This window comes from Phenylobacterium sp. (genome assembly GCF_035475775.1).
Lineage (GTDB): Bacteria > Pseudomonadota > Alphaproteobacteria > Caulobacterales > Caulobacteraceae > Phenylobacterium.
Genome location: NZ_DATIMC010000045.1, coordinates 1 through 22,944, shown reverse-complemented (window position 1 = coordinate 22,944; position 22,944 = coordinate 1). Strand labels below are relative to the sequence as shown.

Genomic DNA, 22,944 nt, shown 5'->3' with positions numbered 1-22,944 from the left:
CCGCGTCGAACGCATGTGGTGCAGGCTGAAGGACTTCCGCCGCGTCGCCACCCGATACGACAAGCTCGGCCGCAATTACCTCGCCGGCGCGCTCATCGCCGCCACATGCGCCTACTGGCTCAATTGAGTCCGGACCCTAGGCGGCCGAACCCAGGCAGCTCTCCGCGGCGAGGCGGGCGATCAGCTCGTCCGCCTCACGCGGTCGGCGGAGCCTGTGCTTCTCCAGCTTCGCGAGCCGCGGCTCGGCGAAGAGGATTTCGTACTGCGCCTTGCGCCGATAATAGGTGTCCCACGCCCAGCGGATGGGATGCTCCTTGCTGAGCCAGCGGCGGAAATCCTCCCGGTTTCCCGTGCCGGGCCAGAGCTCCTGCCCGGTGATCGCGCGCAGGAAGCTGCGCCGGATCACGCGGCGCATGATCAGCGGGCGCGGGTAGTCCAGCCAGACGAGGTGCGTGGCCTTCGGCAGGATGCGCGGCATGGCCAGGCGGTAGTTGCCATCGGTGACCCAGCGCTCGCCGGCGGTGGCTTCGTCGACCAGGGCCTCGAAGGTCGCAGGCTCTTCGACCGACCTCGCGCGCCAGCCCGGCGCCCAGTTCAGCGCGTCCAGTTCGATGCGCTTCAGATCGCAGGCGGCGGCCAGACGGCGGGCGAAGGTCGACTTGCCCGACCCCGAGCTGCCCACCACCACGATGCGCATGCGCCCCTCAGGCCTCCTCCGCCTCGCCGACCTCCGCCAGCACCTCGGCGGTATGCTGGCCGAGCCTGGGCGGATGGCGGCGGATGTTGGCCGGCGTCTTGGCGAACTTCACCGGCGGACGCATCTGGCGATAGGCGCCCACCTCGGGATGTTCATAGACCTCGAACAGCCCCACGGCCTTGAGGTGCTCGTCCTGCTCGAGGTCGTCCAGCCGGTTGGTCCTGACGACCGGGATCGACAGCGGCTTCAGCAGGTCGAGCCACTCCTGGGTGGTCCGCTCCTGGGTCACCGTCTCGACCATGGCGTAGAGCTCGCGGGCGTGGCGGTTGCGCGTGGTGTAGTCGGAAAAGCGCGGGTCCTTGGCGATGGTTTCGCCCCAGCCGGCGATCTCGAAGAACTGGTCCCACTGCTTGTCGGTGTAGGGCAGGAGCCCGATGTAGCCGTCCTTGGTCCTGTAGGGCTTGCGGTTGGGGTTGACGACGCGGCTGTAGCCCAGCCCGCCGGTCGGCGGCTCGAAGGTGTGGTTGAACAGGTGCTCGACCATCAGGAAGCTGGTCACGCATTCCAGCATCGGCACCTCGACGAACTGACCCTCGCCGGTGCGCTGGCGATGCAGCAGCGCCGCGGTGACCGCCTGCGACAGGAACAGCCCCGAGACCTTGTCGGCCATCAGGGTCGGGATGATCCGCGGGGTGGGGTTTCCATCGGTGCGGGGCAGGATGTCGGCGCAGCCGGAGGCCGACTGGATCAGGTCGTCATAGGCCGGCTCCCCGGCGTAGGGTCCGTCCGAACCGTAGCCCGCCGCATGGACGAAGACGATGTCGGGCTTGACCTTGACGATGTCCTCATAGGCGACGCCCAGCCGCTTCATGCCCTCGTAGCGGACCGAGGAGACCACCGCGTCGCAGGTCGCAGCCAGCCGAAGCAGCGCCGCCCTGGCTTGCGGCGTCTTGAGGTCGAGCACCACCGAGCGCTTGTTGCGGTTGAGGGTCATGAAGATCGGGCCCATGTCGGCCGGCGCGCCCTCCGGCTTGATCCCGCTCCAGCGCATGATGTCGCCGCCGCCGCCGCGGGTGCCGACCGGATCCTCGATCTTGATCACCTCGGCGCCCTGGTCGGCGAGGATCTGCACCCCATAGGCGCCGTTGACCACGCTGGTCAGGTCGAGGATGCGGATCCCCTTGAGGGGGCCGGTGGCCGCCTCCGCCAATCGCTTGCGTTCCGCCACGTGAGCACTCCCCTCGCCGGTTCTGGTCGTTAAGATCACACTACAAGATCAGCCACGCGACGGGAGGGGCGCCATGGATTTCGAGCTCGCCGAAGAGCACCGCATGCTCAAGGAGCTGGTGGCGCGGTTCGTGCGCGACGAGCTGGCGCCGCTGGAGGCGGGCGTGCTGGCGCGCGAAGCGGAAGGCCGGGGGCTCGGGATCGACCCCGCGGACCACAAGCGCCTGGACGCCAAGGCCCAGGAGCTCGGGCTGTTCGGCCTTGACGCGCCGGAAGACGTCGGCGGCTCGGATCTGCCGATGACGGCCATGGTCGGCGTCGAGGAGGAGATCGGGCGCACCATGACGCCCTATACCCTGCCGCCGGACAGCCCGAACCTCAGAATGCTGATGCAGACCGTCGATGACCGGCAGCGGGAGGCGTATCTGGCCCCCTACGTCGCCGGCAAGACCGTCTCGGCGATCGGCATCTCCGAGCCGGGCGCGGGCTCGGACCCCGCCGGCATGCAGACGCGGGCCGTGAGGGACGGAAAGGACTGGATAATCAACGGCCGAAAAATCTGGATCAGCCGCGCCGAGCACGCCGACTTCACCATCCTGATGGCGGTGAGCGACACCGAGAAGCGGGCGCGGGGCGGCATCTCGGCCTTCCTGGTCGACAAGGGGACCCCGGGGTTCAACGTGCTGCGGCGGATCCCGATGATCGGCGGCGCCTACACCTACGAGATCGCGCTGGAGGACTGCCGGGTCGAGGGCTGGAAGCTCCTGGGCCAGGAGGGCGCGGGGTTCGCGCCCATGCAGACCCGGCTCGGCACCCGGCGCATCCAGATGGCCGCCTGGTCGGTCGGCATGGCGCAGCGCGCGCTGGACATGCTCATCGAGTACGCGCCGCAGCGGAAGACGTTCGGGGCGCCGCTCTCCGAGCGTCAGGCGATCCAGTTCTGGGTCTCGGAGGCGGCGACCAAGATCCACGCCACCCGGCTGATGACCTATCACTGCGCCTGGAAGCTCGACCGCGGCCTCGACGTGCGCAACGAGATCTCGATGATCAAGTGGTTCGCCACCGAGATGGCCTACGAGACGGTCGACCGCGCCATGCAGGCGTTCGGCGCCATGGGGATGACCAAGGAGCTGCCGCTGTCGCTGATGCAGGCGAAGCTGCGGACCATGCGCATCTACGACGGGCCGACCGAGATCCATAAATGGGTGGTGGCCCGCAACCTTCTGGGAACGAGAAAGTAGGGGACGGGGAAATGAGAGAGCAGTTCGGGGATCACGTCCGCATCGCAGTGGACGGTCACGTGGCGGTGGTGACCATCGACCGGCCGCCGCACAACCACGTCTCGGTGGAGTTCATCCGCGACCTGGCGGACGCCTTCGACGCCATCGATGAAGACGTGGAGCTGCGCTGCTCGGTGCTGCAGGCGGAAGGCAAGAACTTCTGCGCCGGCGCGGACCTGGTGAACCGCGAGAGCGCCGGCGGCCTGGGCGCGGTCAATCCGCTCTACGACGAGGCGGTGAGGCTGTTCTCGGCCAAGAAGCCGATCGTGGCGGCGGTGCAGGGCGCGGCGGTGGGCGCAGGCCTGGGGCTGGCGGTGATGGCCGACTTCCGCATCGCCTCGCCCGATGCGCGGTTCGCGGCCAACTTCGTGAAGCTTGGCTTCCACCCGGGCTTCGGGCTGACGCACACCCTGCCGCGCCTGGTGGGGCCGACCAAGGCCGAGCTGATGTGCCTGACCGGGCGCCGGGTGAAGGCGGAGGAAGGCCTGCCCTGGGGCCTGGTGGACGAGGTGGTCCCGCTGGACGAGCTCCGCGCCGCCGCCCTGCGGCTGGCCCGCGAGATCGCCGAGAACGCGCCGCTGGCGATCGTCTCGACCCGCAAGACCATGCGCGCCGACCTCGCCGCCGCGGTCCGCGCCCAGACCGACATCGAGGCCAAGGAGCAGGGCTGGCTGCGCAACACCGAGGACTACAAGGAAGGCGTCCGCTCGGTTTCCGGGCGGCGGGTGGGGAATTTCGTCGGTCACTAAAGTGGACTCCCCGGACGCCACGTAACGCTGTTAGATGGCGTCGGGCGCATTTGCGCGTGGATAGGGAGCCGGCCCCGGCCGGATGAGCTCATGCCCGAGTTTGTGATCGAACGGAACATGCCCGGCGTCGGCAAGCTGGGCGCCGGCGACCTGAAGGCGGCCTCGCAGGGCTCGTGCAGCGTGCTTCGCGAGCTCGGCCCCGAGATCCAGTGGGTCAACAGCTACGTCACCGACGACAAGATCTACTGCATCTACCGCGCGCCCAACGAGGCGCTGATCCGCAAGCACGCGGAGATGGGCGGCTTCCCGGCGAACTCCATATCCCCCGTCCGGGCGCACATCGACCCGACCACGGCGGACTAACGGCCTCGGCCCTGGCTGAACCTGGCGCTCGCCGCGCGGTCGCGCTCGGCGGCGAGCGCCCTGAGCAGCAGCGAGAGGATCACCAGCGCGCGGCCCTCGAAATTACCGTCGTGTCGCGCGGCGCGTCTGGGATTGTCCTCAGAGGTCCTACGAGGCCGGGGATGACGATCACCGTTCACCGCCCAAGGCCGCGGCCTCCTTGGCGAACAGGGTGATGCGCTCCCAGTCGCCGGCGCGGACAAGTTCGGGGGGCGCCACCCAGCTGCCGCCGACGCAGACGACGTTGGCAAGCGCCAGGTAATCCCGGGCGTTGGCCGCATTGACGCCGCCGGTCGGACAGAACCGGACCTGCGGGAACGGCCCCTGCAGCGCCTTCAGCGCGCCCACCCCGCCTGCGACGTTGGCCGGGAACAGCTTGAAGAAGGAGAAGCCCGCGGCGAGCCCCGCCATCAGCTCCGTCGGCGTGGCCACGCCCGGCAGCAGGGGAACCGGGCCGTCGGCGGCTTCGCCTGCGATCAGGCCGGGCGAGACGGCGAAGGCGCAGCCCAGGTCGGCGGCCGCCTGGCGCATGGCCGCATCCAGCACGGTGCCGGCGCCGACGATCGCGCCCTCCACCTCGGCGACCATGGCCTGGATGCAGCGGCTGGCGACCGGGGTGCGGAAGGTCACCTCCAGCACCGGCAGGCCGCCCGCCACCAGCGCGCGGCCGAGCGGCACGGCGTGGGCCGCATCCTCGATCACCAGCACTGGGATCACCGGCGCCGCGGTGAGGATCTGCTCGAGCGTCATAGCCGCTCCATCTGCTGCAACTCGCGCGCCGCCCCGACGATCGCCGGATAGGGATGCAGAACGAGCGAGGTCGGGATTTCCCTGACGAACGGACTCAGCCGGCCCTTGGCCTCGAAGCGGGCCCGGAACTGGCTTGCGGCCAGCCGGTCCGCCATGCGCGGGGCGATGCCGCCGGAGACGAACACCCCGCCGCGCGCGCCGAAGGTGAGCGCCAGGTCGCCCGCCACCGCCCCCATGATCGCCGCGAACCGGTCGAGGGCGGCGCCCGCCGAGGCGTCTCCGGCCGCAGCGGCCTCCATCACGGCCTTCTCGTCGGCCAGGGCCGCTTCCGAGCGGTCCATCTCGCAGAGCGCCCTGTAGAGGTCGAATAGGCCGGCGCCGGAGAGCAGGCGCTCAATGGAGACCCGGCCGTACCTGGCCTGCAGTCGCCGCCAGATCTCCAGCTCCACCTCGTCGCCCGGCGCAAAGGCCGCGTGCCCGCCTTCGGTGGCGACCGGCACGTCGCCCAGGGCTCCGCGCGCCAGGCCGGCCACGCCGAACCCGGTGCCCGCGCCCAGCACCACGATCGGACAGTCCTGGCCGCCGCCGCGCAGGCGCTGGCCGATGGGCCTGAGGTCTTCCGGGTCGAGCAGCGGACAGGCGAGCGCCTGGGCGGCGAAGTCGTTGAGCAGCTTCACGGCCTCGAACTCGAACGTCGCCAGAAGGTCGCCTTCGGAGACCTGCCAGTCGAGGTTGGTGAAGGCGATCTCGCCGTCCATCACCGGCCCCGCCACGGCGATCACCGCGCGCGGCGGCCGCTTCCGTCCCGCCGTGGTCTCCAGATAGTCGCCGATCACCGCCGACAGCGAGCCGTAGTCGCGCGCGGCGAAGCTGCGCGGGTTGCGGATGTGCCCGGTGGCGTCCACCAGGGCGAAGCGGGCGTTGGTGCCGCCCACGTCGCCCACGAGGCCGATGTACTGCGGCTTCACCTCAGGCCGCCTCGAAGAGCGCGCACGCCCCGGCGTCGGCGCGGCCCGCCGTCCGCCGCATCCAGCCGAACAGCCCACGCCCGTAGCCGCGGTCCGACCGCTCGCTCTGCCGGGCCGCCTCACGCCGCATCAGCTCCTCGGGCGCCACCTTGATGTCGAGCGCGCCCGTGCGCGCATCCACGCGGATGATGTCGCCGTCGCGGACGTAGGCGAGCGGCCCGCCGTCGGCGGCCTCCGGCGTCACATGGATGGCGGCGGGGACCTTGCCCGAGGCGCCCGACATGCGTCCGTCGGTGACCAGGGCCACCTTGAAGCCCTTGTCGAGCTGGACCCCGAGCGCGGGCGTCAGCGAATGCAGCTCCGGCATGCCGTTGGCTTTCGGGCCCTGGAAGCGGACCACGGCCACGAAGTCGCGGTTGAGCTCGCCGCGCTTGTGGGCGGCCAGCAGCGCCTCCTGGCCCTCGAAGACGAGGGCCGGCGCCTCGATGGTCAGATGCTCGGGCTTCACCGCTGAGGTCTTGATCACCGCCCGGCCGAGCGGCCCGTCGAGCAGGCGAAGCCCGCCCTCCGGCTGGAAGGGATCGTCCGCCCGCCGCAGGATGTCGCGGTCGAGGGAGGCGGGCGTCCCCTCGCGCCAGACCAGCCGGCCGTCGTCGAGGAAGGGCTCGGTCTGATAGCGGCGCAGCCCCGGACCGGCGACCGTCCTGACGTCCTCGTGGGCGAGGCCGGCGTCGAGCAGCTGGCGGATCACGAAGGCCATGCCGCCGGCCGCCTGGAAGGCGTTCACGTCCTCGCTGCCGTTCGGGTAGACGCGCGCGATCAACGGCGTCACGCGGGAAAGGTCGTCGAAGTCTTCCCAGGTGAGCCTGAGCCCTGCGGCGCGCCCCATGGCGATCAGGTGGAGCGTGTGATTGGTCGAGCCGCCGGTGGCCAGCAGCCCCGCGATCGCGTTGACCAGGCTCTTGGCGTCGACCACGGCCGAGAACGGCGTGTAGTCGTTGGTCCCGTCGCGGATCTCGAGGGCCCGCTTCGGCGCGGCGGCGACCAGGGCGTCGCGCAGCGGGGTGTTGGGCGTCACAAAGGCCGACCCCGGGAGGTGCAGGCCGATCATCTCCATCATCATCTGATTGGAATTGGCCGTGCCGTAGAAGGTGCAGGTGCCGGGCCCGTGGTAGGAGTTCATCTCGGAGTCCAGCAGCTCCTCGCGGGTGACCCTGCCCTCGGCGTAGAGCGCGCGCACGCGCGCCTTCTCGGCGTTGGAGGCGCCGGAGGTCATCGGCCCGCCGGGGACGAAGATCACCGGCAGGTGCCCGAAAGCCGCCGAGCCGATGAACAGGCCCGGCACGATCTTGTCGCAGATGCCCAGCATCAGGGCCGCGTCGAAGGCGTCGTGGGTGAGCGCCACGGCCGTCGCCATGGCGATCACGTCGCGCGAGAACAGCGACAGCTCCATGCCGGGCCGGCCCTGGGTCACGCCATCGCACATCGCCGGCACGCCGCCGGCGTACTGGGCCGTGGCCCCCGCCTCACGGGCGGCCTGCTTGATGATCGGCGGGAAGCGCTCCAGCGGCTGATGCGCCGAGAGCATGTCGTTGTAGGCCGAGACGATCGCGATGTTCGGGGCGGACGGATCGCGCATCCGCTGCTTGTCCGAACCGGGCAGCGCCGCGAAGGCATGGGCGAAGTTGGCGCAGGAAAGCTTGCCGCGCCCGGGGCCGGCGTTCCGTGCGGCTTCGACCTCCTCCAGATAGGCGGCGCGACTGTCGCGGCTCCGCTCGACGATCCGCTCGGTGACCTCGGCCGTGACCGGATGCATGGCTTTACCTCTCGAAGCTCGGGCCCCAGAGCACCCGCACAGGAACCTGTTCCTGCACAAGGATGCGGCCCACCGGCAGATCCTCGCCCGCCAGCGCGCGCTCGACCACCTCGCGCTTAGCCCCGCCGGCGATCAGAAGGAAGATGGCGCGCGAGGCGAGGAGCGCGGAAAGCGTCAGCGTCACGCGGGCGAGCGGCGGCGAGCCGAGGCCTTCGGGCACGTCCGCCAGCAAGGTCCCGGCCCGCGGATCCATCGCCTGGGCAAGCCCCGGATCGCCCGGAATCAGCGAGGCCACATGCCCGTCCTCGCCCATCCCCAGCATGACCGCGTCGAACGGCAGGAGGGCTCGCAGGGCCGCGGCGTCCGGCTTCGGCCACAGCGGGACGAGGTGCGCCTTGGCCGCCTGGCCGGCGAGCAGGCGCTCGCGGACCAGCCGGGCGTTGGACTCCGGCGCGTCGGCGGCGACGCAGCGCTCGTCGGACAGGGTGACGACCACGCGCGCCCAGTCGAGCAGACCGGTTGCTCCCAACCGATCGTAGGTCATCCCCGGGGAGCGGCCGCCGGTGGCCACGAGGGTGGCGCGCGGGCGGGTCCTGAGCCCGGTCTCGAGGCGCGCCGCGACGGCCTTGGCGGCGGCTTCGGCGAGCGCGTGGGCGTTGGCGTAGGTCTCGATCATGGCGTCTTCTACGCCTGGGCTGTGGGAACGACACAGGGCCGCTCCGCGATTTCCTGGGACGACAAATCCCGCCCCGAAAACGGCCGCCCGCAATTGACCGGCGGTTTAAGGACGCGCACGTTTTCCCGCGCGTTCTTGTCGGGGCCCATGACAAGCAGCACCGCAGCGGCGGTGTTCCGGAGTGTGTGGGGTAGCGTATGAGGATCGCCCAGATTTCACCGTTGTACGAAGCCGTGCCGCCCAAGCTCTATGGCGGCACCGAGCGGGTGGTCGCCCATCTGTGCGACGCCCTGGTGGAGCTCGGGCATGAGGTCGTGCTGTTCGCCAGCGCCGAGGCCCAGACCCGGGCCGAGCTCGCGCCGGTCAGGGACCGGGCGATCCGGCTCGACCCCTCGTCGCTGAAATCGGACCTGGCGGCCCACATGGTCCAGCACGCCGAGGTGCGCCGGCGCGCGTACGAATTCGACGTGCTGCACTTCCACACCGACATGATGCATTTCCCGTTCTTCGAGCACATGGCGCAGCGGACCCTGACCACGCTGCACGGCCGCCTGGACATGGAGGACCTGCCGCAGGTCTATCGCCGCTGGCGGAGCTTCCCGCTGGTCTCCATCAGCAACGACCAGCGGCGGCCGCTGCCCTTCGCCAACTGGGCCGGCACCGTGCACCACGGCCTCAAGGCGGACCTCTATCGGCCGTCGCAGCGCGGCCGCGGCTATCTGGCGTTCCTGGGGCGCATCTCGCCGGAGAAGCGGCCCGACCGGGCGATCGCCATCGCCACCCGGCTGGGCCGGCCACTGCGGATCGCCGCCAAGGTGGACCGGGCCGACCAGGTCTATTTCGACGAGAAGATCGAGCCGCTGCTGCACCATCCGCTGGTGGAGTACGTGGGTGAGATCGGCGACGAGCGGAAGTCCGATTTCCTCGGCGGCGCGGAGGCCCTGCTGTTTCCGATCGATTGGCCCGAGCCGTTCGGCCTGGTGATGATCGAGGCCATGGCGTGCGGCACGCCGGTGATCGCCTATGACTGCGGCTCGGTGCGCGAGGTGATCGAGGATGGGCTCACCGGCTTCGTGGTCCGCAACGAGGAGGAGGCTGTGGCCGCGGCGGCCCGCGCGCCGGGTCTGGACCGCAGGGCGATCCGCAGGCGCTTCGAGGAGCGGTTCTCGGCGACGGCCATGGCCGCGCGCTATCTCGAGCTCTACGTCCGCCTGACCGGCGTCCCGGCGCTTGGCCGGGCGGCCGCGATCTCGGCCTGAGGCCGGCATGGACGATCTCGCGCCTGGCCACACCGCCGCGGTCGAATGGGGCGAGATGGAGGAGCCGCGGGTTCCCGCGCGGCTCTATGCCCTCAAGGATCGCGACACGTTCCTGGTCGCCGACGCCATGGGCGACGTGCTGGGCCTGGCCGACGGGCTGTTTCACGACGACACCCGCGTGCTGTCGCGCTGGAGGCTGCTGCTGGGGGCGAACTCGCCGACGCTGCTGTCGGGCTCAGCGAGCCAGGACAACGTCTTCTTCACCTCGCACCTGGTGAACGGCGCCCTGGTGTCGCCCGGCGGTCCGGTCGGGCCGCCCGGGGTCCTGCATGTGGAGCGCAAGCGATTCCTCTGGGAGGAACGGCTCTACGAGCGGATCACCGTCGCCAACTACTCCAACACCGTGGTGATGCTGCCGCTCGCCTTCGAGTTCGACGCGGACTTCCGCGACATGTTCGAAGTGCGCGGGGCGGTGCGGCCCAAGCGGGGTACCCGGCATCCCGCCGAGGTGGGCGAGCGGAGCGTCCGGTTCCGCTACGACGGCCTGGACAAGGTGGAACGTTGCAGCGTGATCATCTTCTCCGATCCGCCGAGCAGGCTCGCCCACGATCGGGCGGAGTACATGTACGCCTTGCAGGCCTATGGCCGGGTCGAGCTCTATGTGGAGATCGGCGCGCACGCCGGGCCGACGCCGACCCGCGAACGATTCCGGGCCGCGGCCGCCCGCGCACGCTTCGCCATGCGCGCCCGCCGCCGGCGCGGGGCGCGGCTGCGCACCACCGGGCGGCTGTTCAACGCCTGGATGGAGAAGTCGCGGGCCGACCTGGCGCTGCTCACCACGCCGCTGCAGACCGGACCCTACCCCTACGCGGGCATCCCCTGGTTCTCCACGGCCTTCGGGCGTGACGCGATCATCACCGCCTGGCAGATCCTCTGGTTCGAGCCGGCGCTGGCCAAGGGCGTGCTCACCTTCCTGGCGACGCACCAGGCCGAAGAGGTCTCCGCCTTTCGGGATTCCGAGCCCGGCAAGATCCTGCACGAGACCCGGCGCGGCGAAATGGCGGCGCTGGGCGAGGTGCCGTTCGGCCGCTACTACGGCGGGGTCGACACGACGCCGCTGTTCGTGGGGCTGGCCGGGGCCTACGCCGAGCGCGTCGGCGACATGGAGCTGGTCGACCAGCTCTGGTCCCACCTCGAGCGCGCCACCGCCTGGGTCGAGCGTGGGATCGAGGCCAGTCCCTTCGGACTGCTCACCTACTCCAAGACCTCCGAACGCGGGCTCACCAACCAGGGATGGAAGGATTCGGGCGATTCCATCTTCCACGCCGACGGCACGTTTCCGCCGCCGCCGATCGGGCTGGTGGAGGTGCAGGGCTATGCCTTCATGGCTTTCCGCACCATGGCCAGGCTCGCCGAAAAGCGCGGCGACAGCGAGGCGGCCCAACGCTATGCGGACCGCGCCGAGACAATGCGGCGCAAGGTGGAGGACCTGTTCTGGATGGAGGAGCAGGGCTCCTACGGCCTGGCCATCGACGGCGAGGGCCAGCTCTGCCGGGTCCGGGCCTCCAACCAGGGACACCTGCTGTTCGCCGGCCTGCCGCAGGCTGACCGCGCCGCTCGGGTGATCGAGACCCTGCTCGGCCCGGATTTCAACTCCGGCTGGGGCCTGCGCACGCTGGCGGTCGGCGAGGCCCGCTACAACCCGATGAGCTATCACAACGGCTCGGTGTGGCCGCACGACACGGCGATCTGCGTCATGGGCATGGCGCGCTACGGCGAGCGCGAAGGCGCCATGCGGATCACCTCGGCGATGTTCGAGAGCGCCTCGCAGTTCGAGATGCGGCTTCCGGAGCTGTTCTGCGGCTTCGTCCGAAGGCCGGGCGATCCGCCGGTCGCCTATCCCGTGGCCTGCCTGCCCCAGGCCTGGGCCGCCGGCGCAGTGTTCATGATGCTGCAGGCCTGCCTGGGCCTGGCGATCGACGGCGAGCACGATGTCCTGCACATCCGCGACCCGCACCTGCCGTTCGGCATCGACCACTTCGCCCTGCAGCGGCTCGGCTTGCGCGACCAGCTGCTCGACCTGCAGTTCGAGCGCGAAGAAGCCGTGGTGGTGCTGCGCGATCGGGCCAAGCTCGCCAAGCACGTGAAGCTGGCGCGCTAACGCCTGGGGGTGTGGGCCAACCTCAGGATGTTGGCGGCGCCGGGCGAGCCGAGCGGCAGGCCCGCGAGGATCAGCACCCGCTGTCCCGGCGGGGCGAGCCCGGTCTCCACCGCCTGCTCGACCGCGATCCGAGCCAGATCGTCCGGCCCGGCGACCTCGGCGATCACCCGCGGCTCGACCCCCCAGGCGAGCGCCAGGCGACGGGCGGTGTCCAGGTTCGGCGTCAGGCCGAGGGTGGGTTGCAGCGGCCGCTCGCGCGCCAGCCGGAGCGCCGTCTGGCCGGTGGTGGTGAAGGCCACGATGCAGGCGGTGGAGGACGATTCCGAGGCCTTGCGGGCAGCCGCCACCAGGGCGTCGGCGTCGGCGTCCTCGACCGGATACTCGGCGCGCATCAGCTCCGGCCAGCGGGGATCCTGCTCCACGCGGGTGATGATCCGGTCCATCATCGAGACCGCCTCGAGCGGATAGTCGCCGGCCGCCGTCTCGGCCGACAGCATGAGCGCATCGGCGCCCTCGTAGACCGCGCCGGCCACGTCGGAAGCCTCCGCCCGCGTCGGCGTCGGCGAGTGGGTCATGGATTCCAGCATCTGGGTCGCCACGATCACCGGCAGGCCGCGCAGCCGGGCGGCGCGGATCAGCTTCTTCTGGAAGACCGGCACCTCCTCCGGGGCGAGCTCCACGCCGAGGTCGCCGCGGGCGACCATGATCGCCTCGGAGAGGTCGAGGATCTCGTCGAGGCTCTCGAGCGCGGCCGGCTTCTCGATCTTGGCCAGCACGGCGGCGCGGCCCTGCACCAGCCCGCGCAGCTCGGCCATGTCGGAAGCCCGCTGCACGAAGGAGAGCGCGACCCAGTCGACGCCTTCCTGCAGCGCGAAGGCGAGGTCCGCGCGGTCCTTTTCGGTGAGCGCCGGGATCGGCACCGACAGGTTGGGAAGGTTCAGGCCCTTGTGGTCGGAGAGCTGCTCGCCGGACTCCACTTCGGTGTCGGCGTGGTCGGGGCCATGGGCGAGGACCCGCAGGCGCACCTTGCCGTCGTCCAGCAGGACCACGGAGCCGAGCCGCAGGCAGGCGAACACCTCGGGATGCGGCACCCGCACCCGGCTCGCATCGCCCGGCTCGCGCCGCATGTCGAGGCGGAAAGCCTGGCCGGGGCGCAGGCGCACCACGCCGTCGGCGAACTCGCCCAGCCTGAGCTTCGGGCCCTGCAGATCGGCGAGCACCGCCAGCGGCCGGCCCACGCCGGGCTCCGCCGCCCGCACGGCCTGGATGGTGCGCGCGTGCTCCGCCTGGCTGCCATGGCTGAAATTGACCCGGAAGACGTCCGCGCCGGCGTTCGCCAGCTCCCGCACGCGGGAGGGGTCGCGGCTCGCCGGACCGAGGGTCGCGACGATGCGGGCTCTGCGGGCTCGGATCATGGACCGTTTGCGTGTAAGGGATGGGCTGCGGCCGGGCAACGCGTGAACCGCACGCTCGGTCCCGGAGCCAAGCTTAATGCATGGGCGTTATGCCCCGAGCGGAATGCGGGGGCTCCGGCCAATGTGCAAGCGGCGAACGACGGGACTGCGGCCTTGAGCCAGACCCTTGAACTCTTTCCCATCGGCAATTGCGCGGCGAGCGCGCTGATCGACGACGCCGGCCGGTTCGTCTGGTCCTGCGCGCCCAGAGTGGATGGGGATCCGTTCTTCTCGGCCCTGCTCGGCGGCAAGGACCCTGCCGAGGAGTCGACCTGCGGCCTGTGGTCGGTGGATGTGGAGGACGCGGTGGAAATCCGCCAATCCTATGTGCGCAACACGCCGATCCTCTCGACCGAGATCGTCGACGCCCACGGCGGGGCGCTCGAGATCATGGACTTCTCTCCGCGCTATCGGCAGTTCGGGCGGGTCTATCGGCCATTCGCCTTCATCCGGCTGATCAGGCCGATCACCGGAGCCCCGCTGATCCGCGTCCGCATGCGGCCGACCGCCAATTACGGCGAGCAGAGCTGCGCGACCACCAACGGCTCGAACCACATCCGCTACATCGGCGGCGACTCGACCATCCGGCTGACCACCGACGCCTCGGTGACCCACATTCTCGAGGAGCGGACGTTTCGGCTGGAGGAGGCGATCGCCACCTTCCTGGGCCCCGACGAGGGCTTCGAGGCGGACGTCGCCATAACCACCGAGCGCATGCTGCGCGAGACGACCTTCTACTGGCGCAACTGGGTGCGCACGCTGTCGGTGCCGCTGGAGTGGCAGGAGGAGGTCATCCGCGCGGCCATCACGCTCAAGCTCTGCGCCTACGAGGAGACCGGCGCGATCGTGGCGGCGCTCACCACCTCGATCCCCGAGCATCCCGTGGCGCGCGGCGAACCGGGACGCAACTGGGACTACCGCTACTGCTGGCTGCGGGACGCCTACTACGTGGTCCAGGCGCTGAACCGGCTGGGCGCGGCCGACATCTTGGAGAACTACCTGGGCTATCTGAGGAACCTGGTGGATCAGGCCCGGCGCGGCGACGTCCATCCGGTCCCGGTCGCGACCGGCGACGCGGGGGGCGCCCCCTCAGGCTTCGAGCCCGCGGTGCTGGTCGATTCCAGCAAAGCCGGCCATGTGCAGCCGGTCTATGGCGTGGGCCTGGAGCCGGTGCTCACCGAATGGATCGCGCCCCACCTGCCAGGCTACCGCGGCATGGGGCCGGTCAGGGTGGGCAACCAGGCGCACGAGCACCGGCAGCACGATGTGTACGGGCAGATCGTGCTCTCCACCGTGCAGGCCTTCTTCGACGAGCGGCTGTTCCGCCCGGCCAACGAGGACGACTTCCGCGCCATCGAGCCGATCGGCGACCGCGCCTTCGAGTTCTACGACAAGCCCGACGCCAGCCTGTGGGAGTTCCGCGGCCACGAGGCGGTGCACACCTATTCGGCCGTGATGTGCTGGGCGGCCTGCGACCGGCTGGGCAACGCGGCGGCGCGGGTCGGGTTGCCGGAGCGGGCCCACCACTGGGCCGAGCGCGCCCGCCAGATGCGCGACACCATCGAGCGGCGCGCCTGGAACGAGAAGCTCGGGCGCTATGCGGCGACCTTCGACGGCGACGAGCTCGACGCCTCCCTGCTCCAGCTGATCGACCTGCGCTTCACCACGCCGGACGATCCCCGGATGCGGGCCACCATGGAGGCGGTGGAGAAGGGCCTGCGGCGCGGCGCCTTCATGCTGCGCTACGCCATCCCCGACGATTTCGGGGTGCCGAAGACCGCCTTCAATTTCTGCACCTTCTGGCTGATCGAGGCCCTGCATCTGTCCGGCCGCACCGCCGAGGCGCGTGAGCTCTTCGAGCAGATGCTGGCGCGGCGCACCAAGGCGGGCCTGCTCTCCGAGGACATGGCGTTCGACGGCCACGAGCTGTGGGGCAACTACCCGCAGACCTATTCGCTGGTCGGCCTGATCAACTGCGCGACGCTGCTTTCCCGGCCCTGGTCGACGGTGCGCTGACGGCCTCAGTCGTACCAGGCGCGGCCCGAGCGCTCGATCAGGGCGAAGGCGCCGGCCGGACCCCAGGAGCCCGCCGCATAGGGCTTGGGCGCCATGCCCGCCTCGCGCCAGGCGTCGGCCACGCCGTCGATCCAGCGCCACGCCGCCTCCACCTCGTCGCGCCGCACGAACAGCGTGGAGTTGCCGCAGATGGCGTCCAGCAGCAGCCGCTCATAGGCGATGCGCCGCCGCGCGCCCGGCCCCTCGTAGGTGCGCAGCAGCGACAGCGAAAGCGGCAGCGACTGCAGGCGCATGCCGCCGGCGGTGATCCCGGGGGCCTTGTTCATCAGCAGCAGCTCGATGTCCTCGTCAGGCTGCAGGTCGATGACCAATCGGTTGGCGACCAGATCCTCGCGCGCCGGACCGTCGAAGATGGAGTGCGGCACGCCCTTGAACTGGATGGCGATCTGGGTGCGGCGCTCGGGCAGCCGCTTGCCGGTGCGCAGGAAGAACGGCACGCCCGCCCAGCGCCAGTTGTCGATGTCGACGCGCAGGGCGACGAAGGTCTCGGTGTCGCTGGCCTGGCCGCGCTCGGCCTCGTAGGCCTGGGCGCTGGCGCCTGCCGCCACGCCCGCCGCATATTGGCCGCGCACCGAGGAACTGGCCGCCTCGGCGCGGGTGTAGGGCCGAAGCGAGCGAAGCACCTTGACCTTCTCGTTGCGGACGGAGTCCGGCTCCATGTCGCTCGGCGGCTCCATCGCTACCAGGCAGAGCAGCTGCAGCATGTGGTTCTGCAGCATGTCGCGCAGGGCGCCGTATTCGTCGTAGTAGGGCCAGCGGTCGCCCACCCCTTCCGTCTCGGCGACGGTGAGCTGGACGTGGTCGATGGTCAGATTGTTCCAGAGCGGCTCGAACAGAGTGTTGGCGAAGCGCAGCGCGATCAGGTTCTGCACGGTCTCCTTGCCCAGGTAATGGTCGATGCGGAAGATCCGCTCCTCGTCGAAAACGGCTCCCACCGCGACGTTGATGGCCCGCGAGGTCTCGAGATCGCGGCCGATCGGCTTCTCCAGGACGATGCGGCTGTCATCGGTGGCGAAGCCCGCCGCGGCCAGGGCGACGCAGACCCGTCCATAGAGGCTGGGCGACAGCGCCAGATAGAAGATGGGCCTTTGCGCGCCATCGAGGTGCGGCCCGAGGCTCGCCAGCCCCTGCGCGGTGGTCGCATCGGCCGAGACATAGTCGAGCCTGGAGCCGAAGCGGGTCCAGACGGCCGCCTCCAGGCCCTCCGGCCTCGCCTCCAGGTCGCGTCGCACACGATCCAGGAAGGTCTCGCGCGACAGCTCGGCGCGGGCCGTGGCGACGATGCGAAAGCCTTCCGGCAGGAAGCCATCGGCGTCCAGGTAGTAGAGCGACGGCAGCAGCATCCGCCGCGCCAGGTCGCCCGTTCCGCCGAACAGGACGAGCAGGTCCGCCCGAGGGGCTTCGGCCATCTGCGCATTCCTCTTTGCGAGAATCGGAGGCCCGCATAGCGCCGACGCTCGTGGGAACGTCAAGGCCCTCCCGGAGTTGGATTGCTGAGGCAAGGTGTGGATCGAACGAGGGGCCCGCGCGTTCCCAGTCGGCCCGGGGGCGAGCCGAATGTCGATTGAAGAACTCACGATCCATCGTCCCGCGCCGAATCCTCTGGCGCTCGAGCACTCGGCCCTTTTCCTCGATCTCGACGGGACCTTGGCGCCAATCGCCGCGCGCCCGCAGGACGTCCATCCCGATCCGCGCCGCACCGATCTGCTGGAACGCCTTTGCGCGGCGCTGGAAGGCCGGCTCGCGGTGGTCACCGGCCGGACGCTCGCCGACGCCGATCGGATCCTCGAGGGCCGGGTGACCGCTGTGGCCGCCGTTCACGGCCTGGTTCGCCGCGATGCGGCCGGCGCGCTGCATCAGCATTCCGTGCATCCGCGGCTGCACGAGGCGGCCGAAGCGTTCCGCGCCTTCGCGGCGCGGGACTCCGGCTTGATCGTGGAGGAGAAAGGCCTCTCCGTCGCGCTCCACTTCCGCCTGGCGCGGCATTGCGGCGAGGCGGCGCGGGCATGCGCCCGGCGGATCTCCGCGGAAACCGGTCTCGCGGTGCAGGACGGGGACATGGTCGAGGAGTTGCGGACGCCTGGCCCCACCAAGGCCGACAGCGTCGAGGCCTTCATGACCGAGCCGCCGTTCAAGGGCGCGGTCCCAATCTTTCTCGGGGACGATGCGACCGACGAAGACGGTTTCGCCGCGGCCCAGGCGCTCGGCGGGTTCGGGGTGCTGGTGGGCGCAGCGCGCCCCACGGGGGCCCGTTGCCGGCTGACGGACGTCGCCGCGGCGCTCGCCTGGCTAAGGGCGGCGCTATGAGCCGCCTGATCGTCGTCTCCAACCGCGTGAACCCGCCGTCCGGCGCGGGCGAGGAGAGCGTTGGCGGCCTGGCCATGGCGCTCGCCGCGGCGCTGCGCGAGTACTCGGGCCTGTGGTTCGGCTGGAGCGGCCAGTCGACGCCGGTGTTCACCGGCCAGCTCTCGATGCAGCGGATCGAGGGCGTCACCGCCGCCACGGTCGACCTCGAGGAATCGGATGTCGAGGAGTACTACAACGGCTACGCCAACAAGACGCTGTGGCCGCTGTTCCACTATCGCACCGACCTGGCGGCCTATGACCGGGCCTATGGCTCGGGCTATCAGCGCGCCAATCGCCGGTTCGCCGAGACGCTGAGGCCGCTGATCGAGCCGGGCGATCTGGTCTGGATCCACGATTATCACCTGATCCCGCTGGGCCGGGAGCTGCGCAAGCTCGGCCTGAAAAACCGGATCGGCTTCTTCCTGCACGTGCCCTGGCCGGCCTATCAGGTGTTCGTCACCCTGCCCGGCCACCGCCAGCTGGTGGAGGCGATGTTCGACTACGACCTGGTCGGCTTCCAGACCGAGGACTATCGCCAGGCTTTCGAGGATTATGTGCTCTCCGAAGCCGGCGGCGAGAAGGTCGCCGACGACGTGCTCCGGGCCTTCGGACGCACGGTGCGGATCGGCGCCTTCCCCATCGGCATCGACGCCAAGGACTTCGACCGCATGCTGAAGTCGACGCGGGCCCGGCGCATGCGCGACCTGATGACCGCCTGCACCGTGTTCCGGCACCTGATCATCGGGGTCGACAGGCTGGACTACTCGAAGGGGCTGGAGGAGCGGTTCACCGGATTCGAGCGGTTCCTGGCCGCCAACCCGGATATGCGCCGCGAAGTCCTGATGCTGCAGATCGCGCCGGTCAGCCGCGAGAGCGTGGAAGCCTACCAGGAGATCCGCGCGCGACTCGACGCCCTGTCGGGACGCATCAACGGGGAGTTCGCCGACGTCGACTGGAATCCCTTCCGCTATGTCAACAAGAACTACCGGCGCGACGAGCTGGCCGGCATCTACGGCGCGGCCCGGGTGGGCCTGGTCACGCCGTTGCGCGACGGCATGAACCTGGTCGCCAAGGAATTCGTGGCCTCGCAGAGCCCGGAAGATCCGGGCGTGCTGATCCTGTCGCGCTTCGCCGGGGCCGCCCGCCAGATGCGCGAGGCTCTGCTGGTCAACCCCAACAGCCCCGACGAGATCGCCGATGCGCTTCGCCGCGCGCTCGCCATGGACAAGGCCGAGCGGATCCGGCGCTGGCGGGCGCTCCATGATGGCATCCTGCAGCATGACGTGACCGCCTGGCGCGACTCCTTCGTGGCCGCCCTGGAAGGCGCCGAGGAGCGGCGGACCGCGCTCGCCAGCTGAGGCCGCCGGAGACCGCGGCTACCGGAACCAGCCGAAAAGGCGTTGGTTTGGCTCGCATGGCCAAGGATCTCCTCGCCCGATACCGCTCCATGCGGGACTTCTCCAAGACCGCCGAGCCCGCCGGGTCCGAGGAGACCAGGCCCTCGAACCGCCTGCGCTTCGTGATCCAGAAGCACGCCGCCACACGGCTGCATTACGACTTCCGGCTGGAGCTGGACGGCGTCTTCAAGTCCTGGGCGGTGACCAGGGGGCCCTCGCTCGATCCCCACCAGCGGCGGCTGGCCGTGGAGGTGGAGGACCACCCACTCGACTACGGCGACTTCGAAGGCACCATCCCCAAGGGGCAGTACGGCGGCGGCTCGGTGATGCTGTGGGACCGCGGCTACTGGGAGCCCGAGGGCGATCCCCACGCCATGCTGAAGAAGGGCGACCTGAAGTTCCGCCTGGACGGCGAGCGGCTGAAGGGGAGCTTCGTGCTGGTGCGGATGAAGCGGCGCGAGCGGGAGAAGCGCGACAACTGGCTGCTGATCAAGCACCACGACGGCTGGTCGGTGGAGGATTCCGATACCGCCATCGTCGACGAGGAGACCACCTCCGTGGCCTCCGGCCGCTCCATGGAGGAAATCGCCCTCGGCAAGGGCAAGGGGCCGAAGCCGTTCATGACCGGGGCCAAGCGCCGCGCGTCGCCCAAGGCGGTCTGGCAGTCGAACCGCGCGGAACCCGAGGCAGGGGCGTCCGCACCCTTGCGCGCGCCGCCGCCGCCGAGGCTCCGGGCCGCCGCCCTGCCGGGCTTCGTGCCGCCGGAGCTCGCCAAATCGGTCGACCGGCCGCCGCCCGGCTCGGGCTGGGCGCACGAGATCAAGTTCGACGGCTACCGGCTGCAGCTGCGGGTGGAACGAGGAAAGGCGACGCTGAAGACCCGCGCCGGTCTCGACTGGACGGCGAAGTTCAGCGACATCGCCAAGGCCGCGGCCGGCCTGCCGGACACGATTCTCGACGGCGAGGCCTGCGCGCTGGACGCCATCGGCGCGCCGGACTTTCCGGCCCTGCAGGCGGCGCTCGCCGATGGCAAGACCGGCGACCTGGTGCTCTTCGTCTTCGACCTCCTGTTCCTCGATGGCGAGGACCTGCGCGAGCAGCCCTTGCGGGCGCGCAAGGCGCGGCTGGCGGAACTTTTGAAGGACCGCCGCCTCGAGCCCAGGGTCCGCTACGTCGAGCACTTCGAGACCGGCGGCGACGCGGTGCTGCAGTCGGCCTGCCGGATGTCGCTGGAAGGCATCGTCTCCAAGCGCCTCGCCGCGCCCTATCGCTCGGGACGCGGCGAGGACTGGCTGAAGTCCAAGTGCCGCGCCGGCCACGAGGTGGTGATCGGCGGCTGGACCGGCGAGGCCGGCCAGTTGCGCGCGCTCCTGGTCGGCGCCCACCGCGACGGCAAGCTGGTCTATGTCGGCAAGGTCGGCACGGGCTTCGGCCGCGACACCGTGCGCCGCGTGCTGCCCAGGCTGGAGGCGTTGGAGACGAAATCCAGCCCGTTCGCCGGGCCGGGCGCGCCGAAGCGCGAGGCGAACGTCCACTGGGCCAGGCCCGAGCTGGTGGCGGAGATCGAATTCGCGGGCTTCACGGGCTCGGGCATGGTCCGCCAGGGCGCCTTCAAGGGCCTGCGCGAGGACAAGCCGGCGGACGAGGTGACGGCGGAGGCGCCGGCGCCCGTCGACACGGTCGCGGCGGAGCCTCAGCCCAAGGCGCGGCCGCTTGCGCGCAAGGCCCGCGAAGACAAGCCGGTCGTGCTCGGCGTCGTGCTCTCCAATCCGGACAAGCCGCTGTGGCCCGACGGCGGCGATGGGCGGCCGGTCAGCAAGCTCGATCTCGCCCGCTACCTGGAGACGGTCGGGCCGTGGATGATGCAGCACGTCAAAGGCCGGCCCTGCTCGATCATCCGCATGCCGGACGGAATCGCCGGCGGCGAGCGCTTCTTCCAGCGCCACGCCGGCAAGGGCTCCTCGGCGCTGATCTCCGAGGTGAAGGTGTTCGGCGACCACAAGCCCTACCTGCAGGTGGACCGCATCGAGGGCCTGATCGCGCTGGCCCAGGTGGCGGCGGTGGAGTTCCACCCCTGGAACTGCCAGCCTTTCCAGCCTGAGGTCCCGGGCCGGCTGGTGTTCGATCTCGATCCCGACGAGGCGATTCCGTTCACGCGGGTGATCGAGGGCGCGCTGGAGGTGAAGGGGCGCCTGGAAAGCCTCGGCCTCGCCACCTTCTGCAAGACCACCGGCGGCAAGGGCCTGCACGTGGTCACGCCGCTGAAGGACGGCAAGGGCAAGACCGACTGGCCGACCGCCAAGGCCTTCGCCCGGGCGGTCTGCGAGGCGATCGCCGCCGACGCGCCCGACCGCTACGTCGTCAACATGGCCAAGGCCAAGCGCAAGGGCCGGATCTTCCTCGACTATCTTCGCAACGACCGGATGTCGACCGCGGTGGCGCCGCTGTCGCCCAGGGGCCGCCCGGGCGCGCCGGTCTCCTTCCCGCTCACCTGGGACCAGGTAAAGCCGGGGCTCGATCCGAAGCGCTGGACGATCCGCACCGCGCCCGCCGCGCTCGCCAAGACCAAGGCCTGGGCCGACTACTGCGAGGCCGAGGTTCCGCTGCAGGCTGCGATCCGCAAGCTGAAGCGCTAACGTCTGGCCAGGCGCTCGCGGCGCTCGGCGCGGGCGCGGCGCTCGCCCAGCGGATCGGAGATGCAGGCCGCGCGCACCCGGCGATTCAGTTCGGCGCGCCTGGGATCCTGGGCGGCGGAAAGCGCCAGGGTCGCGCCCGCGCCCGCGAGCGGGGTCGCCGCGACGCCGACGCCCAGGCCCACGGCGGTGCGGGCGAGCTCGTGGTCGTTGTAGCGGGCCACCTCCTTGCGGGCGGCGACGCAGCGGTGGCTGGTCCAGCGCGGATCGGTGGTGTCCAGGCTGAGCACCGTCTGCTTGGGCGAGCTCACGCAGCCGCCGAGCGTCAGCAGCAGGCCGCCGATCAGGAAGAGTTCGCGCCGCATCCCGGCCTCATCGTTGACAACCCAGGCCAAGGCCAATCGCCGAGCCGGGGCCGCGGTTCCGCGCGCGCGGCCAGACACAATCGCGCAACACGCCTCCCCTAGGCCTCGCCGACGATCCGATTTGGGGGGAATCCATGATCAGACACGCCCTGGTCGCCGGCGCGCTGGCGCTCGGCCTTCTGGCCTCCGCCGCCACCGCCCAGACGGCCGGCGGACCCACGGTGAAGATCCGCCAGGGCGCGCTGCAGGGCGCGGTCGCCGAAGGCGCGGCGAGCTATCTCGGCATCCCCTACGCCGCCCCGCCCGTGGGCGAGCTGCGCTGGAAGCCTCCGACCGCCGGGCCGAGCTGGGCGGGCGTTCGCGACGCCGCCAAGCCCGGCGCGAGCTGCGAAAAAGATGTCGAGGACTGCCTCTACCTCAACGTCACCACCCCGGCCGGCGCAAGGCCCGGCCAGAGGCTGCCGGTGATGGTCTGGATCCACGGCGGCGCCTTTGTCGTCGGCACCAGCCTGGGCGCGTTCGGCGCGGTGCACGACGGCGCGGAGTTCGCCAGGAAGGGCGTGATCACCGTGACCCTGAACTACCGGCTCGGCCACGCCGGCTGGTTCGCCCATCCGGCGCTGGATAAGCAGGCGCCCTTTGCGAACTACGGCCTGATGGACCAGATCGCCGCGCTCAAATGGGTGAA

The 22,944-nt window shown here is 70.5% G+C and carries 19 protein-coding genes and 1 pseudogene; 11 read left to right on the top strand and 9 right to left on the bottom strand.

Translation table 11 applies throughout. The features are described 5' to 3' along the window. Window positions 1–127: pseudogene (locus VLI41_RS05455) on the top strand (IS5/IS1182 family transposase); the annotation flags it as partial. Between the two features lie 9 nt (window positions 128–136). Here the strand turns inward: VLI41_RS05455 and VLI41_RS05450 are convergent. Then, on the bottom strand, window positions 137–697 hold the full coding sequence (locus VLI41_RS05450) for an AAA family ATPase (protein ID WP_325267047.1): 561 nt from the start codon (window positions 695–697) through the stop codon (window positions 137–139). 7 nt (window positions 698–704) lie between these two features. After that, window positions 705–1,925 carry a CoA transferase gene (locus tag VLI41_RS05445; RefSeq protein WP_325267046.1) on the bottom strand — a complete coding sequence of 407 codons (1,221 nt, stop codon included), beginning with the start codon at window positions 1,923–1,925 and terminating at the stop codon, window positions 705–707. 73 nt (window positions 1,926–1,998) lie between these two features. Between VLI41_RS05445 and VLI41_RS05440 the strand changes: the two genes are divergently transcribed. From VLI41_RS05440 to VLI41_RS05430, 3 genes are all read left to right on the top strand, one after another. Next, complete coding sequence (locus VLI41_RS05440; RefSeq protein ID WP_325267045.1) at window positions 1,999–3,165, top strand: acyl-CoA dehydrogenase family protein; 1,167 nt, start codon at window positions 1,999–2,001, stop codon at window positions 3,163–3,165. A gap of 11 nt (window positions 3,166–3,176) precedes the next feature. Next, window positions 3,177–3,953 (top strand): enoyl-CoA hydratase/isomerase family protein, encoded by a 777-nt coding sequence (locus tag VLI41_RS05435; protein ID WP_325267044.1) that lies wholly within the window; start codon window positions 3,177–3,179, stop codon window positions 3,951–3,953. 90 nt (window positions 3,954–4,043) lie between these two features. After that, window positions 4,044–4,316, top strand: coding sequence for a DUF4242 domain-containing protein (locus tag VLI41_RS05430; RefSeq protein WP_325267043.1), 273 nt, complete (start codon window positions 4,044–4,046; stop codon window positions 4,314–4,316). A 168-nt stretch (window positions 4,317–4,484) separates the two neighbouring features. Here the strand turns inward: VLI41_RS05430 and eda are convergent, their stop codons facing one another. Genes eda through pgl form a run of 4 tightly spaced genes read right to left on the bottom strand, consistent with a single transcriptional unit; the run spans window position 4,485 to window position 8,565 of the window. Beyond that, window positions 4,485–5,105 carry a bifunctional 4-hydroxy-2-oxoglutarate aldolase/2-dehydro-3-deoxy-phosphogluconate aldolase gene (gene eda / locus VLI41_RS05425; protein ID WP_325267042.1) on the bottom strand — a complete coding sequence of 207 codons (621 nt, stop codon included), beginning with the start codon at window positions 5,103–5,105 and terminating at the stop codon, window positions 4,485–4,487. Next, window positions 5,102–6,073 carry a glucokinase gene (glk, locus tag VLI41_RS05420; protein ID WP_325267041.1) on the bottom strand — a complete coding sequence of 324 codons (972 nt, stop codon included), beginning with the start codon at window positions 6,071–6,073 and terminating at the stop codon, window positions 5,102–5,104. Before glk ends, eda begins: the two co-directional genes overlap by 4 nt. Before the next feature lies 1 nt (window position 6,074). After that, window positions 6,075–7,889: a phosphogluconate dehydratase gene (gene edd, locus VLI41_RS05415; protein ID WP_325267040.1), complete on the bottom strand. Its 1,815-nt coding sequence runs from the start codon at window positions 7,887–7,889 to the stop codon at window positions 6,075–6,077. A gap of 4 nt (window positions 7,890–7,893) precedes the next feature. After that, window positions 7,894–8,565 (bottom strand): 6-phosphogluconolactonase, encoded by a 672-nt coding sequence (gene pgl, locus VLI41_RS05410; protein ID WP_325267039.1) that lies wholly within the window; start codon window positions 8,563–8,565, stop codon window positions 7,894–7,896. Between the two features lie 197 nt (window positions 8,566–8,762). Between pgl and VLI41_RS05405 the strand changes: the two genes are divergently transcribed. After that, window positions 8,763–9,824 (top strand): glycosyltransferase family 4 protein, encoded by a 1,062-nt coding sequence (locus tag VLI41_RS05405; protein WP_325267038.1) that lies wholly within the window; start codon window positions 8,763–8,765, stop codon window positions 9,822–9,824. A gap of 7 nt (window positions 9,825–9,831) precedes the next feature. Then, window positions 9,832–11,985 (top strand): amylo-alpha-1,6-glucosidase, encoded by a 2,154-nt coding sequence (locus tag VLI41_RS05400; protein ID WP_325267037.1) that lies wholly within the window; start codon window positions 9,832–9,834, stop codon window positions 11,983–11,985. On the opposite strand, the gene pyk is transcribed toward VLI41_RS05400, so the two are convergent. Then, on the bottom strand, window positions 11,982–13,400 hold the full coding sequence (pyk, locus tag VLI41_RS05395; RefSeq protein ID WP_325267036.1) for a pyruvate kinase: 1,419 nt from the start codon (window positions 13,398–13,400) through the stop codon (window positions 11,982–11,984). The genes VLI41_RS05400 and pyk overlap by 4 nt on opposite strands. Before the next feature lie 153 nt (window positions 13,401–13,553). Here pyk and VLI41_RS05390 point away from each other — a divergent pair, with 153 nt between their 5' ends. After that, window positions 13,554–15,455 carry a glycoside hydrolase family 15 protein gene (locus tag VLI41_RS05390; RefSeq protein WP_325267035.1) on the top strand — a complete coding sequence of 634 codons (1,902 nt, stop codon included), beginning with the start codon at window positions 13,554–13,556 and terminating at the stop codon, window positions 15,453–15,455. Between the two features lie 5 nt (window positions 15,456–15,460). Here VLI41_RS05390 and zwf read toward each other — a convergent pair whose 3' ends face one another. Then, window positions 15,461–16,924, bottom strand: coding sequence for a glucose-6-phosphate dehydrogenase (zwf, locus tag VLI41_RS05385; protein WP_325267034.1), 1,464 nt, complete (start codon window positions 16,922–16,924; stop codon window positions 15,461–15,463). A 148-nt stretch (window positions 16,925–17,072) separates the two neighbouring features. Between zwf and otsB the strand changes: the two genes are divergently transcribed. Genes otsB through ligD form a run of 3 tightly spaced genes read left to right on the top strand, consistent with a single transcriptional unit; the run spans window position 17,073 to window position 21,894 of the window. After that, window positions 17,073–17,822, top strand: coding sequence for a trehalose-phosphatase (otsB, locus tag VLI41_RS05380; RefSeq protein ID WP_325267033.1), 750 nt, complete (start codon window positions 17,073–17,075; stop codon window positions 17,820–17,822). Further along, window positions 17,819–19,219 (top strand): alpha,alpha-trehalose-phosphate synthase (UDP-forming), encoded by a 1,401-nt coding sequence (locus VLI41_RS05375; protein ID WP_325267032.1) that lies wholly within the window; start codon window positions 17,819–17,821, stop codon window positions 19,217–19,219. Before otsB ends, VLI41_RS05375 begins: the two co-directional genes overlap by 4 nt. A gap of 56 nt (window positions 19,220–19,275) precedes the next feature. After that, window positions 19,276–21,894 (top strand): DNA ligase D, encoded by a 2,619-nt coding sequence (gene ligD, locus VLI41_RS05370; RefSeq protein ID WP_325267031.1) that lies wholly within the window; start codon window positions 19,276–19,278, stop codon window positions 21,892–21,894. Here ligD and VLI41_RS05365 read toward each other — a convergent pair. Beyond that, window positions 21,891–22,256, bottom strand: a complete 366-nt coding sequence (locus VLI41_RS05365; RefSeq protein ID WP_325267030.1) for a hypothetical protein — start codon at window positions 22,254–22,256, stop codon at window positions 21,891–21,893. The genes ligD and VLI41_RS05365 overlap by 4 nt on opposite strands. A gap of 134 nt (window positions 22,257–22,390) precedes the next feature. Here VLI41_RS05365 and VLI41_RS05360 point away from each other — a divergent pair. Next, the coding region (locus VLI41_RS05360) for a carboxylesterase family protein (protein WP_325267029.1) at window positions 22,391–22,944 on the top strand (554 nt) is incomplete at its 3' end.

Coding starts and splice junctions, on each gene's coding strand:
- VLI41_RS05400 (WP_325267037.1), top strand. CDS start 9,832: ATGGACGATCTCGCGCCTGGCCACACCGCCGCGGTCGAATGGGGCGAG.
- pyk (WP_325267036.1), bottom strand. CDS start 13,400: ATGATCCGAGCCCGCAGAGCCCGCATCGTCGCGACCCTCGGTCCGGCG.
- VLI41_RS05440 (WP_325267045.1), top strand. CDS start 1,999: ATGGATTTCGAGCTCGCCGAAGAGCACCGCATGCTCAAGGAGCTGGTG.
- VLI41_RS05430 (WP_325267043.1), top strand. CDS start 4,044: ATGCCCGAGTTTGTGATCGAACGGAACATGCCCGGCGTCGGCAAGCTG.
- eda (WP_325267042.1), bottom strand. CDS start 5,105: ATGACGCTCGAGCAGATCCTCACCGCGGCGCCGGTGATCCCAGTGCTG.
- ligD (WP_325267031.1), top strand. CDS start 19,276: ATGGCCAAGGATCTCCTCGCCCGATACCGCTCCATGCGGGACTTCTCC.
- pgl (WP_325267039.1), bottom strand. CDS start 8,565: ATGATCGAGACCTACGCCAACGCCCACGCGCTCGCCGAAGCCGCCGCC.
- zwf (WP_325267034.1), bottom strand. CDS start 16,924: ATGGCCGAAGCCCCTCGGGCGGACCTGCTCGTCCTGTTCGGCGGAACG.
- VLI41_RS05365 (WP_325267030.1), bottom strand. CDS start 22,256: ATGCGGCGCGAACTCTTCCTGATCGGCGGCCTGCTGCTGACGCTCGGC.
- VLI41_RS05450 (WP_325267047.1), bottom strand. CDS start 697: ATGCGCATCGTGGTGGTGGGCAGCTCGGGGTCGGGCAAGTCGACCTTC.
- VLI41_RS05375 (WP_325267032.1), top strand. CDS start 17,819: ATGAGCCGCCTGATCGTCGTCTCCAACCGCGTGAACCCGCCGTCCGGC.
- VLI41_RS05435 (WP_325267044.1), top strand. CDS start 3,177: ATGAGAGAGCAGTTCGGGGATCACGTCCGCATCGCAGTGGACGGTCAC.
- VLI41_RS05405 (WP_325267038.1), top strand. CDS start 8,763: ATGAGGATCGCCCAGATTTCACCGTTGTACGAAGCCGTGCCGCCCAAG.
- otsB (WP_325267033.1), top strand. CDS start 17,073: ATGTCGATTGAAGAACTCACGATCCATCGTCCCGCGCCGAATCCTCTG.
- edd (WP_325267040.1), bottom strand. CDS start 7,889: ATGCATCCGGTCACGGCCGAGGTCACCGAGCGGATCGTCGAGCGGAGC.